The 14,157-nt window shown below is 61.0% G+C and carries 14 protein-coding genes and 2 tRNA genes; 1 reads left to right on the forward strand and 15 read right to left on the reverse strand.

Going from position 1 to position 14,157, the window contains the following annotated elements:
- Positions 1-55: 55 nt before the first annotated feature.
- On the reverse strand, positions 56-469 hold the full coding sequence (locus tag HU735_RS12305; protein WP_186713747.1) for a VOC family protein: 414 nt from the start codon (positions 467-469) through the stop codon (positions 56-58).
- Between the two features lie 60 nt (positions 470-529).
- Between HU735_RS12305 and HU735_RS12310 the strand changes: the two genes are divergently transcribed.
- Entirely contained in the window at positions 530-832 is a 303-nt protein-coding gene (locus tag HU735_RS12310) for an antibiotic biosynthesis monooxygenase (RefSeq protein ID WP_186713748.1), read from the forward strand.
- Between the two features lie 93 nt (positions 833-925).
- Here the strand turns inward: HU735_RS12310 and HU735_RS12315 are convergent, their stop codons facing one another.
- The 14 genes from HU735_RS12315 to folP form a co-directional block, all read right to left on the reverse strand.
- Positions 926-1,276: a BON domain-containing protein gene (locus HU735_RS12315; protein ID WP_050706982.1), complete on the reverse strand. Its 351-nt coding sequence runs from the start codon at positions 1,274-1,276 to the stop codon at positions 926-928.
- Between the two features lie 259 nt (positions 1,277-1,535).
- Positions 1,536-3,641, reverse strand: coding sequence for a polyribonucleotide nucleotidyltransferase (pnp, locus tag HU735_RS12320; RefSeq protein ID WP_186713749.1), 2,106 nt, complete (start codon positions 3,639-3,641; stop codon positions 1,536-1,538).
- Between the two features lie 248 nt (positions 3,642-3,889).
- The gene (gene rpsO, locus HU735_RS12325) at positions 3,890-4,159 is read right to left on the reverse strand and encodes a 30S ribosomal protein S15 (protein WP_029613930.1); all 270 of its coding nucleotides are present in this window, start codon (positions 4,157-4,159) and stop codon (positions 3,890-3,892) included.
- A 149-nt stretch (positions 4,160-4,308) separates the two neighbouring features.
- Positions 4,309-5,226, reverse strand: coding sequence for a tRNA pseudouridine(55) synthase TruB (gene truB, locus HU735_RS12330; protein ID WP_186713750.1), 918 nt, complete (start codon positions 5,224-5,226; stop codon positions 4,309-4,311).
- Between the two features lie 3 nt (positions 5,227-5,229).
- Positions 5,230-5,628, reverse strand: a complete 399-nt coding sequence (gene rbfA / locus HU735_RS12335; RefSeq protein ID WP_050706985.1) for a 30S ribosome-binding factor RbfA — start codon at positions 5,626-5,628, stop codon at positions 5,230-5,232.
- Positions 5,629-5,744: 116 nt separating this feature from the next.
- Positions 5,745-8,285 (reverse strand): translation initiation factor IF-2, encoded by a 2,541-nt coding sequence (gene infB, locus HU735_RS12340; protein ID WP_186713751.1) that lies wholly within the window; start codon positions 8,283-8,285, stop codon positions 5,745-5,747.
- A gap of 27 nt (positions 8,286-8,312) precedes the next feature.
- Positions 8,313-9,794, reverse strand: coding sequence for a transcription termination factor NusA (gene nusA / locus HU735_RS12345; protein WP_050706987.1), 1,482 nt, complete (start codon positions 9,792-9,794; stop codon positions 8,313-8,315).
- Positions 9,795-9,853: 59 nt separating this feature from the next.
- Positions 9,854-10,312: a ribosome maturation factor RimP gene (rimP, locus tag HU735_RS12350; RefSeq protein ID WP_186713838.1), complete on the reverse strand. Its 459-nt coding sequence runs from the start codon at positions 10,310-10,312 to the stop codon at positions 9,854-9,856.
- Positions 10,313-10,442: 130 nt separating this feature from the next.
- Positions 10,443-10,519, reverse strand: a tRNA-Met gene (locus tag HU735_RS12355).
- Positions 10,520-10,617: 98 nt separating this feature from the next.
- Positions 10,618-10,703, reverse strand: a tRNA-Leu gene (locus HU735_RS12360).
- Between the two features lie 21 nt (positions 10,704-10,724).
- The gene (gene secG / locus HU735_RS12365; RefSeq protein WP_028691255.1) at positions 10,725-11,117 is read right to left on the reverse strand and encodes a preprotein translocase subunit SecG; all 393 of its coding nucleotides are present in this window, start codon (positions 11,115-11,117) and stop codon (positions 10,725-10,727) included.
- Positions 11,118-11,121: 4 nt separating this feature from the next.
- On the reverse strand, positions 11,122-11,877 hold the full coding sequence (tpiA, locus tag HU735_RS12370; RefSeq protein WP_186713752.1) for a triose-phosphate isomerase: 756 nt from the start codon (positions 11,875-11,877) through the stop codon (positions 11,122-11,124).
- A gap of 66 nt (positions 11,878-11,943) precedes the next feature.
- Complete coding sequence (glmM, locus tag HU735_RS12375; protein WP_186713753.1) at positions 11,944-13,284, reverse strand: phosphoglucosamine mutase; 1,341 nt, start codon at positions 13,282-13,284, stop codon at positions 11,944-11,946.
- Between the two features lie 16 nt (positions 13,285-13,300).
- Entirely contained in the window at positions 13,301-14,152 is an 852-nt protein-coding gene (folP, locus tag HU735_RS12380; RefSeq protein ID WP_186713754.1) for a dihydropteroate synthase, read from the reverse strand.
- Positions 14,153-14,157 lie beyond the last annotated feature (5 nt).

Raw genomic sequence — 14,157 nt, forward strand, 5'->3', positions numbered from 1 at the left:
GTCGCCCTCATCACCGGCTTGCCGGCGATGAGGGCAGCACAGGCAATCAATCCCATCAGACCAGCCGCTGCCCCGACACCGCCGGGTGATACAGCGGCTGCACCTTGTTACCCGCAGGGTCCAGCAAATGGAAGCTACGGGCACCATCGCCATGATTGAAGGGGCGATCCAGCAGCGTCACGCCGTGGGCCTTGAAGTACTGGTACCAGGCTTCCAGCTCGTCCACGCTGTCGACGATGAAACCATAGTGATCCAGGGTCTGCAGCCCGTTGGCCGCACCAGCGCCGCGCCCGAGCGACAGGTTGTCGTTGCCGCAAGTAAGGTAGACCAGGTCTTCGTTGGCGCGATTCAGTACCTCCATGCCCAGCACATCCACGTAGAAGCGCTCGCACTCCTCCAGGTTGGGGACCAGCAAGGCGATATGACGCAGACCATTCAGGCGACCTGGACGGGCAGGTAGTTCGGACATGAGCGCGACTCCTTTTTTGTATACAATTCAAAATAGAATTTAAAACAAAAGGAGCTTTCTGTGTACTGCCTGTTTATCAAGACACGTGTGAAACCCGGTACCGCCGAGACATTCCTGGCGGCGATCAAGGCCAATGCCGCCGCTTCAGTGGCCACCGAGCCGGGCTGCCTGGTGTTCGATGTGGCCCAGGATCGGGAGAATCCAGATGTGATCTACCTGTACGAGATCTACCAGGATGACGCTGCATATGAGGCCCATACCCAGACCGCGCATTTCCGGGACAGCCGGCCGCTGGTGGAACCGTTGATCGTGGAGCAGGTGTGCTACGAGAGTGATGTGATCACACGTAATCCAGCGCTATAGCGCCCTGTGTAGGAGCGCAAGCACAAGCCCCGGCAAATGCCGGGGCTTGTGCTTGAAGGGGTGGCCAAGTCCTTTTGGCCGACGGGACATTCCTTATTCGGACTTCAGGCCATCAGCCGAGACGGCCTGCACGCCCTTGATCTTCTTGGCGATGGCGACCGCCATGTCCTTCTGCGCATCGGTAATGGCCACGTCCGAGGACAGCGACACTACGCCTTTGTTGGTTTCGACCTTGATGTCACTGCCTGGCACGCCTTTCTCGGTCATCAGGTCAGCCTTCACCTTGGTGGTGATCCAGGTGTCGGAAGTAGCTTCCTTGGCTTTGGTCACCTCACCGGCCGCCAGCGTCATCGGGGCCTGGGTGGACTGGGCAGCGAACGCCGCGTTAGCCATGGTCAGGGTCAGAGCGGTGGCAGTAGCGGCAGCAATGGCGAACTTCTTCATGTGGGTCACTCCTGTTTTTCGAAAGGTCTGCGCCGTGGATCCTGGCGTCAGGTAGGAGTGATGTTGCAGGGCGTGTGCCAGCTTTTTGATTTTAATTTTTATCTTATAAATCAATTAGTTAATAAATAGCCACTACATGGCTGATCGTGCATTTTGCAAGCCCGGGCAAAATCCTGCATGCAAGATGCAAGTCCACAAGACAAAGCCGCAGGCATAAAAAAAGGACCCCGAAGGGTCCTTCCTTTCAGCCTGGGAAGGCTTAGACGCCCGATGCCTTGGCAGCGGCAACGTCCTTGATCGACAGCTTGATACGGCCGCGGTTGTCCACGTCCAGTACCAGCACTTCGACTTCCTGGCCTTCCTTCAGCACGTCGGTGACTTTCTCGACGCGAGCATCGCTCAGCATGGAGATGTGTACCAGGCCATCCTTGCCAGGCAGGATGTTGACGAAGGCGCCGAAGTCGACGATGCGCTCGACCTTGCCGACGTAGATCTTGCCAATCTCGGCCTCGGCGGTGATGCCCAGGATGCGCTGCTTGGCAGCGTCCGCGGCTTCCTTGGTCTCGCCGAAGATCTTGATCGAGCCGTCGTCTTCGATGTCGATCGAAGCCTTGGTCTCTTCGCAGATGGCGCGGATGGTGGCGCCGCCCTTGCCGATGACGTCACGGATCTTGTCGGTGTCGATCTTCATCGCGATCATGGTCGGGGCGTTGGCCGACAGCTCGGTACGCGACTCGCCGATGATCTGGTTCATCTGGCCGAGGATGTTCAGGCGCGCTTCCAGGGCCTGGCCCAGGGCGATTTCCATGATCTCTTCGGTGATGCCGTTGATCTTGATGTCCATCTGCAGCGCGGTGACACCCTTGGCGGTACCGGCTACCTTGAAGTCCATGTCGCCCAGGTGGTCTTCGTCACCCAGGATGTCGGTCAGGACGGCGAACTTGTCACCTTCCTTGACCAGACCCATGGCGATACCGGCAACCGGAGCTTTCATCGGCACGCCGGCGTCCATCAGGGCCAGCGAGGCGCCGCAGACCGAAGCCATGGAGCTCGAACCGTTGGACTCGGTGATTTCCGACACAACGCGGATGGTGTACGGGAACACGTCGGCGGCCGGCAGCATGGCCTGGACCGAACGACGGGCCAGACGGCCGTGGCCGATTTCGCGACGACCGGCACCGCCCATGCGGCCACACTCGCCCACCGAGAACGGCGGGAAGTTGTAGTGCAGCATGAAGGGGTCTTTCTTCTCGCCTTCGAGGGTGTCCAGCAGCTGGGCGTCACGGGCAGTACCCAGGGTCGCGACGACCAGGGCCTGGGTTTCGCCGCGGGTGAACAGCGCCGAACCGTGGGTCTTCGGCAGAACACCGACTTCGATGTTCAGCGGACGTACGGTCTTGGTGTCGCGACCGTCGATACGCGGCTTGCCGTTGACGATGTTTTCGCGAACGGTGCGGTATTCGATCTCGCCGAAGATGTCTTTGACTTCGCCGGCCGAAGGCTGGCCTTCTTCACCGGAGAACTTGGCGATCGCCTGGTCGCGCAGCTCACCCAGGCGGGCATAGCGGTCGGCCTTGACGGTGATGGTGTAGCCCTGGGAAACAGCTTCGCCGAATTCAGCGCGGATGGCGTTGAACAGCTCGGTGTTGGCAACGGCAGGTTTCCAGTCCCAGGTCGGCTTGGCAGCTTCGGCTGCCAGCTCTTTGACCGCTTTGATCACGGCCTGGAATTCATCGTGGGCGAACAGCACGGCGCCCAGCATCTGGTCTTCGGTCAGCTCCTGGGCTTCCGATTCGACCATCAGCACAGCGTCGGAGGTACCGGCAACGACCATGTCCAGGCTCGAGGCAGCCAGTTGCTCGTAAGTCGGGTTCAGCAGGTAGCCGGTGCTTTCGTGGAAGGCAACGCGGGCGGCGCCGATCGGGCCTTCAAACGGAATGCCGGAGATGGCCAGGGCAGCCGAGGTGCCGATCATCGCGGCGATGTCCGGATCGGTCTTCTTGCTGGTGGAAACCACGGTGCAGACGACCTGGACTTCGTTCATGAAGCCTTCAGGGAACAGCGGGCGGATCGGACGGTCGATCAGGCGCGAGGTCAGGGTTTCCTTCTCGGAAGGACGGCCTTCACGCTTGAAGAAACCACCAGGGATCTTGCCGGCGGCGTAGGTCTTTTCCTGGTAGTGCACGGACAGCGGGAAGAAGCCCTTGCCCGGATCAGCCTGCTTGGCACCGACCACGGTCACCAGCACGGTGACATCGTTGTCGACGGTGACCAGCACGGCGCCGGTGGCCTGACGGGCAATGCGGCCCGTTTCGAGGGTTACGGTCGATTGACCGAACTGGAATTTCTTGATTACCGGGTTCACGGTTTCCTACCTTCTTCAGTGGCTCTTGGGGGAACTGGTTCTTGCGAATTCTTGGGCAGAACGGGGAATCGGCCCCATTGACCGTCCAGATACAACACGAGGCTGGGAGCCTGGCGCCGGGCGGATGAACCGCACGACAGACCAGGCTGCCAACCTCGCAGATCGCGTGGCGTGTCCAACGCCAGGGTTGCCGGGCAACCCTGCCGATGCATGCGACACGCCATGCAACACCACTGGCCAGGCCGCTATTAGCGACGCAGACCCAGGCGACCGATCAGGGCGCTGTAACGGGTGGTGTCTTTGCCCTTCAGGTAGTCCAGCAGCTTACGACGCTGGTTGACCATACGGATCAGACCACGACGGGAGTGGTGGTCTTTTTCGTTGGCCTTGAAGTGGCCTTGCAGCTTGTTGATGTTGGCGGTCAGCAGAGCAACCTGCACTTCCGGGCTACCGGTATCGCCGGCGGCTTGCTGGTAATCGGCAACGATCTGAGCTTTTTCTTCGACGCTGAGGGCCATTTGGCTTCTCCTGATAAACGGATTCCGCGAACGGTCTCCAATAGGCCAGGGACAAGTCCCCGTATTAATAAGAAGAGGTGTGACCGTGCCTAATAACAGCCACCCTCGTATCCACCGGTTTCAGCCGAAGCCCCTGCCGGTGGTTCCGGTCATTCCGACCGAATCAGTCGACGCGGCGCGATGCGCCCGTCTTCGCTCACTTCACCGATACCGATGAAGCGACCATTGTGATCCTGTACCCGGACCATGCCGAACTGCGGTGCCTCCGGCGCGCGTACCGCCTGGCCATGCAGCCAGTAGAACGCACTGTGCTCGGACAACTGCAGCAGCGGCCAGTCCTGCAACCCGCTGTCCGAAGGCATGAGGAAGCGATCGAGCGCTTCGTTGCCGCCTTCGGCGTGGGCCTGCTCGAGTTCCTCGAGCGTCACGGTCTGTGCCAGCTCGAAGGGGCCCGCCTGGGTGCGGCGCAGTTCGGCGACGTAGGCACCACAGCCCAGCGCCTCACCGATATCCTCCACCAGGGTGCGGATATAGGTGCCTTTGCTGCATCCAACCGACAGACGCGCACGGGTGCCTTCGCACTCGAGCAACTCCAAGCGGCCAATAGTAACAGAACGCGCCTCGCGCTCCACTACCTCTCCTGCACGTGCCAGCTTGTACAGTGGCTGACCATCGCGCTTGAGGGCCGAGTACATCGGCGGTACCTGGAGGATTTCACCCTTGAAACGCGGGATCACGGCCTCGATGTCGGCGCGACCAACGGTCACTTCGCGGGTCTGCAGGACTTCGCCTTCGGCGTCCGCGGTGCTGGTGGTCTGCCCCATCTGCATGACCGTCTCGTAGCCCTTGTCGGAATCGAGCAGGTACTGCGAGAACTTGGTCGCCTCGCCGAAGCACAGCGGCAGCACGCCGGTGGCCAGCGGGTCGAGGCTGCCGGTGTGGCCGGCCTTTTCCGCGTTGAGCAACCAGCGAACCTTCTGCAGCGCGGCGTTGGAGGTGAATCCCAGCGGCTTGTCGAGCAGGATGATGCCGCTGACGTTGCGGCGGATACGTTTGACCTGGGCCACCGCTTACTCCTTGGCGTCCAGCTCGTCGGCATCCTTGTGCAGGCGGTCTTCGGCCACCGCACGTTCGATCAGCGCCGACAGGTGAACACCACGGCTGACGCTTTCATCGAAGTGGAAATGCAGTTGCGGCACGCTGCGCAGCTGCATGACGCGGCCCAGATGCAGGCGCAGGAAGCTCGCGGCACTGGTCAGCGCCTTGAGGGTCTGCGGCACGGCGTCGGTCCCGTCCTGGCCCATCACGGTGATGAACACCTTGGCATGGCCCAGATCGCGGCTGACGTCGACGGCGGTGATGGTCACCAGACCGACGCGCGGGTCTTTGACTTCACGGCGGATCAGCTCTGCCAGCTCACGCTGCATCTGATCACCGATACGTTGGGTACGGCTGTATTCTTTTGCCATTCTTGCTACCTGTAACGTAAAGCGGCAAACGCCCGGTCAGGCTGAAGCCTGACCGGGCGCTACCTTGTGAGGCGCCGCCAGCCGCCTTGCGACGGGGCCTGCGCCATGCTCGCCCCTTACAGGGTACGAGCCACCTGGACTTTCTCGAAGACTTCGATCTTGTCGCCGACCTTGACGTCGTTGTAGCTCTTGACGCCAATACCACACTCCATGCCGTTACGCACTTCGGAGGCATCGTCCTTGAAGCGACGCAGCGATTCCAGTTCGCCTTCGAAGATCACCACGTCATCGCGCAGTACGCGGATCGGACGGTTGCGGTACACGGTACCTTCGATGACCATACAGCCAGCGATGGCGCCGAACTTCGGCGAACGGAACACATCGCGGACTTCGGCGACACCCAGGATGTTCTCGCGAACATCGCTGCCGAGCATGCCGGTCAGGGCCTTCTTGACGTCTTCGATGATGTCGTAGATCACGTTGTAGTAACGCATATCCAGACCTTCCTGCTCGACGATCTTGCGCGCACCGGCATCGGCACGCACGTTGAAGCCGAACAGCACCGCGTTCGAGGCCAGCGCCAGGTTGGCGTCGCTCTCGGTGATACCACCGACGCCGCCACCAATGACGCGTACCTGAACTTCGTCGTTGCCCAGGCTGCCGAGCGAACCCTGCAGCGCTTCGAGGGAACCACGCACATCGGTCTTGAGGACGATGTTGAGGGTCTTCTTCTCTTCCTGACCCATGGTCTCGAAGATGTTTTCCAGCTTGCCGGCGTGAGCACGGGCCAGCTTGACCTCGCGGAACTTGCCTTGACGGAACAGCGCAACTTCACGCGCTTTCTTCTCGTCAGCAACCACCGACATCTCTTCGCCAGCGTCAGGCGTACCGTCCAGGCCAAGGATCTCGACCGGGATCGACGGGCCGGCTTCCTTCACAGGCTTGCCGTTCTCGTCGAGCATGGCACGCACGCGGCCATAGTTGGAGCCGACCAGGACCATGTCGCCCTGACGCAGCGTACCGTCCTGAACCAGGATGGTAGCGACCGGGCCGCGGCCCTTGTCCAGGCGCGACTCGACCACGACACCACGACCAGGAGCGGTCGGAGTGGCCTTGAGTTCGAGGATCTCGGCCTGCAACAGGACAGCTTCGAGCAGTTCGTCGACGCCGGTACCCATCTTCGCCGAAACCTTGACGAACGGCGTGTCACCACCCCAGTCCTCGGAGGTCACGCCTTCGACCGACAGCTCGTTACGGATGCGATCGAGGTCGGCACCCGGCTTGTCGATCTTGTTCACGGCGACAACCAGCGGAACGCCAGCCGCTTTCGCGTGCTGAACGGCTTCGCGGGTCTGCGGCATCACGCCGTCGTCCGCCGCCACCACCAGGATGACGATGTCGGTCGCCTTGGCACCACGGGCACGCATCTGGGTGAACGCAGCGTGGCCCGGGGTGTCGAGGAAGGTGACCATGCCACGGTCGGTTTCGACGTGGTAGGCACCGATGTGCTGGGTAATACCACCGGCTTCGCCAGCGGCCACCTTGGCACGACGGATGTAGTCGAGCAGCGAGGTCTTGCCGTGGTCGACGTGGCCCATGACGGTCACGACCGGAGCACGCGAGGTGGTCTCGCCTTCGAACTTCAGCGATTCGGCCAGGGAATCTTCCAGGGCAGTGTCGCTGACCAGGGTGACCTTGTGGCCCAGCTCTTCGGCAACCAGCTGAGCGGTTTCCTGGTCAAGCACCTGGTTGATGGTGACCGGGGTGCCCAGCTTGAACATGAACTTGACGACTTCAGCGGCCTTGACCGACATCTGTTGCGCCAGTTCCGAGACGGTGATGGTCTCGCCGATGGTCACGTCACGAATGACCGGACCGGTCGGGCTCTGGAAACCGTGCGCATTGCGCTTCTTGCCCTTGCCCTTGCCACCGCGGCCACGACGGAAGCCATCGCTTTCTTCGTCGGTGGTGCGAGGTGCAGCGCGCGGAGTCGGAGCCTTTTCCTTCTCCTTGACCTTGACTTTGACCGACATGCGCGGCGCTTCGCCACGACCGGCCGCAGCCGGGCCACCACCGCGACGATCGTCATCACGGGTACGGCTTTCGTTGCGACGGGTCTCGTCTTTCTTGCGCTCGGCGGCACGGGCGGCGGCGTCTTCGGACACCGGCGCGTTGGCCACTACCGGGGCAGCAACCGGGGCAGGCTCGGCCTTCGGCGCTGGCGCGGCGGCCGGGGCCTCGGCAGCCTGACGGCGGGCCTGCTCCTCGTTGCGCTGGCGAACTTCGGCTTCAACCTTTTCGCGGGCGGCATTTTCAGCGGCGCGGCGTTCTTCCTGCTCACGCTTCTGCTCAGCCTGGATCTCTTCCGGGCTGCGCTGCACGAATACTTTCTTCTTGCGTACTTCTACGCTGATGCTCTTGCTACCGGCGACACGCAGAGTGCTGGTGGTCTTGCGCTGCAAGGTGATCTTGCGCGGCTCTTCCGCCTTGCTCTTGTGGCTGCTCTTCAAATGAGTCAGCAGGGTCTGCTTCTCATTGTCGGTCACTACCTGACCGGCGTCGGTGTGCGGCAGACCTGCCTCACGCATCTGCTGCAGCAGGCGCTCTACCGGTGCCTCGACCTCTTGGGCCAGTTCTTTCACCGTGACTTGCGTCATGCACTTCTCTCCTCAGGCCGCGCCTAATTACTCGAACCAGTGGGCTCGGGCGGCCATGATCAACTTGCCGGCACGCTCTTCGTCGATGCCGTCGATGTCGAGCAGGTCGTCAATCGACTGCTCGGCCAGGTCTTCGCGGTTAACCACGCCGCGCACCGCCAGTTCCGCCGCCAGGTCCTTGTCCATGCCCTCGAGGGAGAGCAGGTCTTCAGCCGGATGGGCGTCTGCCAGTTTTTCTTCGGTAGCGATGGCCTTGGTCAACAAACGGTCCTTGGCTCGAGCGCGGAGCTCATTGACGATGTCCTCGTCAAAGCCATCGATGTTGAGCATTTCTTCCAACGGTACGTAGGCAATTTCTTCGAGACTGGTGAAGCCTTCGTCGACCAGCACTTGTGCCAGCTCCTCGTCGACTTCCAGTTCCTCGATGAAGTTGCGCAGGATGTCGCCGGTCTCAGCCTGTTGCTTGGCCTGGATGTCCTTCTCGGTCATCACGTTCAGGGTCCAGGCAGTCAGCTGGCTGGCCAGGCGGACGTTCTGGCCGCCACGTCCGATGGCCTGTGCCAGGTTGTCCTCGGCCACGGCGATGTCCATTGCATGGGCATCTTCATCAACGATGATCGCGGCAACTTCTGCCGGCGACATGGCGTTGATGACGAACTGCGCCGGGTTCTCGTCCCACAGGACGATATCCACACGCTCGCCACCCAGCTCGCCGGATACGGCCTGGACGCGCGAACCACGCATGCCGATACAGGCGCCTTGCGGGTCGATGCGCTTGTCCTTGGAGCGGACGGCGATCTTGGCGCGCGACCCCGGATCACGGGAGGCGGCCATGACTTCGATGAGGCCTTCGGCGATTTCCGGCACTTCGATGCGGAACAGCTCGATCAGCATCTGCGGCGCGGTGCGCGACAGGATCAGCTGAGGACCGCGGTTCTCGGTGCGGATTTCCTTGAGCAGCGCACGCAGGCGCACGCCGACACGGAAGGTCTCACGGGGAATGATGTCTTCGCGGGCCAGCAGCGCTTCGGCGTTGTTGCCCAGGTCGACGATGACGTTGTCGCGGGTAACTTTCTTGACGGTACCGGAGATGATCTCGCCCACGCGCTCGCGGTAAGCATCGACCACCTGGGCGCGCTCAGCTTCGCGAACCTTCTGCACGATGACTTGCTTGGCGGTTTGCGCAGCAATGCGACCAAATTCGATCGACTCGATCTTCTCTTCGATCACGTCGCCAACTTTGGCTTCAGGATGACTTTCCTGAATCTTTGCTGGCCAGACCTCGATTGCCGGATCATCCAGATCCGCTTCTTCGACGACCGTCCAGCGACGGAAGGTCTCGTAGCTACCGGTGTGGCGGTTGATTTCCACACGCAGGTCGACTTCGTCTTCAAAACGCTTTTTGGTTGCAGTAGCCAGGGCCACTTCCAGCGCTTCGAAAATGACGCCGGGCGGTACACCCTTTTCGTTGGATACCGATTCAACAACCAGCAGTACTTCTTTGCTCATCGTACGCCTCGCCTTGCGCAAGCCATTGGCCCCGGATCTTTCACCGGGCCCGGCACGTCTCAGTCAAAACTGGGAATAATATTGGCCTTGTCGATCGAGTCGATCGGCAACAGGAACTCGTGCTGGTCTACCTGCACCACCACATCCTGCTCCTCCACACCGCGGAGAAGGCCCTGGAAGTTACGACGGCCCTCGAAGGGCGTACGCAGCTTGATCTTCACCTGCTCGCCGGCATGCGCAGCAAACTGTTCTAAGGTGAACAGCGGGCGGTCCATGCCTGGAGAGGACACCTCGAGGGTATATTCAGAGCTGATCGGATCTTCCACATCGAGAATGGCGCTTGCCTGACGGCTGACGGCTTCGCAGTCGTCCACCAGGATCCCGTCTTCCTTGTCGATGTAGATACGCAGTACCGAATGCTTGCCTTGGGAGACGTATTCGACCCCCCAGCATTGGTAGCCCAGGCCCTCGACCACCGGGGCCAACAAGGCCTGCAACTGTTCTAGCTTGCTCGACACCTGAACCCCCTCGTGCATGCTGTGCAAATAAAAAATGGGCGAAGCGCCCATCCCTGAAAGCGCCGTTGGACAACGGCGCCGAAAACTGTTCGGCTAGCAAAAAGCCCCTGAAAAGGGGCTCTGCTGAAGCTGGTTGCGGGGGCTGGATTTGAACCAACGACCTTCGGGTTATGAGCCCGACGAGCTACCAAGCTGCTCCACCCCGCGACAAAGCTGGGGCGAAAGTATAAGACTGAACCCTTTGCTGGGTCAATCCGACCTCCACCTGCAAGAAAGCCCGCTAAAGCGGGCTCTCATGCTTCAATTGGTACCGAGAAGGGGACTCGAACCCCTACACCCTATGGGCACAACCACCTCAAGGTTGCGTGTCTACCAATTCCACCACCTCGGCAATACTACTTCTTGAAACCCGTTACTGCTGCTCTTTGGCTGGAGGAGGTACGTCACCAGAGTTGGTGGTTTCGCTCTTCTGCTGCTGGAGCACCGGTACATCATCATTGACTGCCGGCTTTGGCTCTTTGACTTCCAGCACTGCTGGATCTGGCAGACCAGCTTGAGTCAGCTGGTGAGCCTGCTGCTTGGCGAAGTATCCTAACCCAAGTGCAGTCAAAAAGAAAGTGGCAGCAAGTATAGCAGTAACTTTACTCAAAAAGGTAGCGGAACCTTGGCTTCCGAACACAGTATTTGAAGCACCTGCGCCGAAAGATGCACCGGCTTCCGCACCTTTACCCTGTTGCAGCAGCACCATTACAACCAGTGCCAACGCTGCCAACAGATGAAAAACAACTACGACTGTTTCCAGCATTTGTTCAGTTTCCTGCGGCGCGACAAATTGCACCGAATTCGTCTGCGTTCAGGGACGCTCCACCAATGAGCCCCCCATCGATATCCGGCATGCCGAACAGTTCAGCCGCATTGGCCGCCTTCACGCTGCCGCCGTAGAGAAGTTGCACATTTTCTGCAACTTCGGCGTCCTTCGCCGCCAACTGCTTGCGGATGGCTGCATGCACATCCTGGGCTTGCTGTGGCGAGGCCGTCAAACCAGTACCAATGGCCCAAACGGGCTCATAGGCAATAACCGCATTGGCGAAAGCCTTGATACCGAACACGTCGATAACACTGCTTAGTTGACGCCCTACAACTTCGAGCGTCTCACCTGCCTCGCGCTCTGCAAGAGTTTCCCCTATACACAGCACTGGCGTCAAACCACTTTTCTGAGCGGCTGCAAACTTCTGATTCAGTACTTCGTCGCTTTCACCAATAATCTGGCGACGCTCGGAATGCCCAATCAATACATATTTGCAACCGACTTCAGCCAACTGACTCGGTGCAACTTCGCCGGTCAGCGCGCCTTGTTCAGGCTGTACTGCAGAATTCTGTGCTCCAACGATGACCCCCTTGCCTTTTAGCCCATCAACGACTTCGTTGATGAACAGGGCCGGCGGAAACACCGCGACTTCGATACCGTCGGGAATGAGCATTTCGCCCAAGCCCTGAGTCAGCTCAGCGACGCTGGCGCGGGTACCGTGCATCTTCCAGTTACCAGCTACCATGGGGCGACGCATGCTTTACCTCGTCGGTCAAAGTGGGCGCAGATCTTACCCAACCCGATCTGCGCTGGCAAGCCTCTTTCAGGCACAAACTTCTTCGACCAGCTTGGCCAGGGCCTCGGCATGGCCACGTACCTGGTTTTCATCGTCGCCCTCGACCATCACCCGCACCAGCGGCTCGGTACCGGACTTGCGCAGCAGCACCCGCCCACGACCAGCCATGGCCTCGGTGGCCTTGGCGCTGGCTTCCTTGACCAGGGGGTTCTCCAGCGGGTCATTCTTGCCGGCCGCGAAGCGCACGTTGATCAGCACCTGCGGGCACTTGCGCACGGCCTGGCGGGCCTGGGCGAGGTTTTCGCCACGGCGCTTGAGCGCCATCAGCACCTGCAGCGCGGCGATGATCGCATCACCGGTGGTGGTGTGACTGCCGCAGACGACATGACCGGAATTTTCGCCACCCAGCAGCCACTCGCGCTCGAGCAGTTCGGCCATGACATAGCGGTCGCCCACCTTGGCCCGCACGAACGGGATATCCAGTTCCTTGAACGCCAGTTCCAGGCCCAGGTTGCTCATCAGGGTACCGACCACGCCGCCCTGCAGCTTGCCACGCTCCTGCATGTCGCGACCGATGATGAACAGCAGTTCGTCACCGTCGACGATGGCGCCGGTATGATCGACCATCAGCACGCGATCGCCGTCGCCGTCGAAGGCGATACCGAGATCCGCATGCCCGACCAGGACCGCCGCCTGCAGCGACTCGATATGGGTCGAACCGCAGCCCTCGTTGATGTTCAGACCATCCGGGGCGGCGTGCAGCACGGTGACATCGGCACCCAGTTCACGGAACACGCTCGGCGCGACCTTGTAGGTGGCGCCATGGGCGCAGTCCACGACGACCTTCAGGCCTTCGAAGCTGGTGCTGCTGGGCACGCTGCTCTTGCAGAACTCGATGTAGCGGCCCGCCGCGTCATTGATGCGCGAGACCTTGCCCAGCTTGCTGGACTCGACGACATTCATCGGCTGGTCGAGCAGTTCCTCGATCATCAGCTCGACTTCGTCCGGCAGCTTGGTGCCGGCACCGGAGAAGAACTTGATGCCGTTGTCGTCATGGGGATTGTGCGAGGCGCTGATGACGATACCGGCCTCAGCATGGAAGGTGCGGGTCAGGTAGGCGATGGCCGGCGTCGGCATCGGGCCGAGCAGCATCACGTCGGCACCGGCGGCGGACAGGCCCGCCTCGAGCGCGGATTCGAACATGTAGCCGGAGATCCGCGTGTCCTTGCCCACCAACACGCGGCAGTTGCCCTGCTTGCGGAAGGCCATGCCGGCGGCCCAGCCGAGTTTCAGCATGAAGTCCGGGGTGATCGGGAATTGACCTACGCGACCACGGATACCATCGGTACCAAAGTATTTTCTGCTCATAGTGACTCCAATGTTCTTATTCGGCGTTCTGGACCGCGGCGATCATGCGCACGACATCGACGGTTTCGGTGACGTCGTGTACCCGCAGGATGCTTGCGCCCTTGGTCATGGCCAGGGCGGCCAGGGCCAGACTGCCGTAGAGCCGCTCGCCGACCGGACGGTCCAGCGCGAGGCCGATCATGCTCTTGCGCGAGACACCCACCAAGAGTGGCCGCCCCAGGCGATAGAGCGCTTCCATGTGTTTGAAAAGGCTGAGGTTATGCTCAAGGGTCTTGGCAAAGCCGAACCCAGGGTCGAGGATGATGCGCTCAGCCCCGATGCCGGCCGCCGCGCAGGCGGCCATGCGCTGTTCAAGATAGCGCGTTACATCGGCTGTCACATCCTCGTACTGCGGATTGTCCTGCATGTTGCCCGGCTCGCCACGCATGTGCATCAGACACACTGGCAGACCGGTATCGGCCGCCGCATCGAGTGCACCGTCGCGCTCCAGGGCGCGCACATCGTTGATCAACCCTGCGCCAAGGCGGGCCGTCTCGCGCATGACCGAAGGCGTCGAGGTGTCGACCGAGATGATCACATCGAGCCGACTGCTGATCGCCTCGACGATCGGCGCAACACGCTCCAGCTCCTCGATGGGCGATACCGCACGCGCCCCCGGACGGGTGGACTCGCCACCTACGTCGATCAGGGTCGCACCGGCCGCTACCATCTCCTCGGCATGGCGCAAGGCCGCATCGCGCTGGCTGAAGCGCCCACCATCGGAGAACGAGTCTGGGGTGACGTTGAGGATACCCATGACATGGGTACGGGACAAATCAAGAACCCGGTTGCCGCAAGGCAACCGGGTCGGGTACTGCGTCAAGCTCATAGATA

Source organism: Pseudomonas sp. BW16M2 (genome assembly GCF_014268865.1).
Classification (GTDB): domain Bacteria; phylum Pseudomonadota; class Gammaproteobacteria; order Pseudomonadales; family Pseudomonadaceae; genus Aquipseudomonas; species Aquipseudomonas peradeniyensis.

Bases quoted from the DNA above. Each gene is read 5' to 3' on its own strand.
- HU735_RS12305 (WP_186713747.1), bottom strand. From the start codon at position 469: ATGTCCGAACTACCTGCCCGTCCAGGTCGCCTGAATGGTCTGCGTCAT.
- HU735_RS12315 (WP_050706982.1), bottom strand. From the start codon at position 1,276: ATGAAGAAGTTCGCCATTGCTGCCGCTACTGCCACCGCTCTGACCCTG.
- rpsO (WP_029613930.1), bottom strand. From the start codon at position 4,159: ATGGCCCTCAGCGTCGAAGAAAAAGCTCAGATCGTTGCCGATTACCAG.
- rbfA (WP_050706985.1), bottom strand. From the start codon at position 5,628: ATGGCAAAAGAATACAGCCGTACCCAACGTATCGGTGATCAGATGCAG.
- infB (WP_186713751.1), bottom strand. From the start codon at position 8,285: ATGACGCAAGTCACGGTGAAAGAACTGGCCCAAGAGGTCGAGGCACCG.
- nusA (WP_050706987.1), bottom strand. From the start codon at position 9,794: ATGAGCAAAGAAGTACTGCTGGTTGTTGAATCGGTATCCAACGAAAAG.
- secG (WP_028691255.1), bottom strand. From the start codon at position 11,117: ATGCTGGAAACAGTCGTAGTTGTTTTTCATCTGTTGGCAGCGTTGGCA.
- tpiA (WP_186713752.1), bottom strand. From the start codon at position 11,877: ATGCGTCGCCCCATGGTAGCTGGTAACTGGAAGATGCACGGTACCCGC.
- glmM (WP_186713753.1), bottom strand. From the start codon at position 13,284: ATGAGCAGAAAATACTTTGGTACCGATGGTATCCGTGGTCGCGTAGGT.
- folP (WP_186713754.1), bottom strand. From the start codon at position 14,152: ATGAGCTTGACGCAGTACCCGACCCGGTTGCCTTGCGGCAACCGGGTT.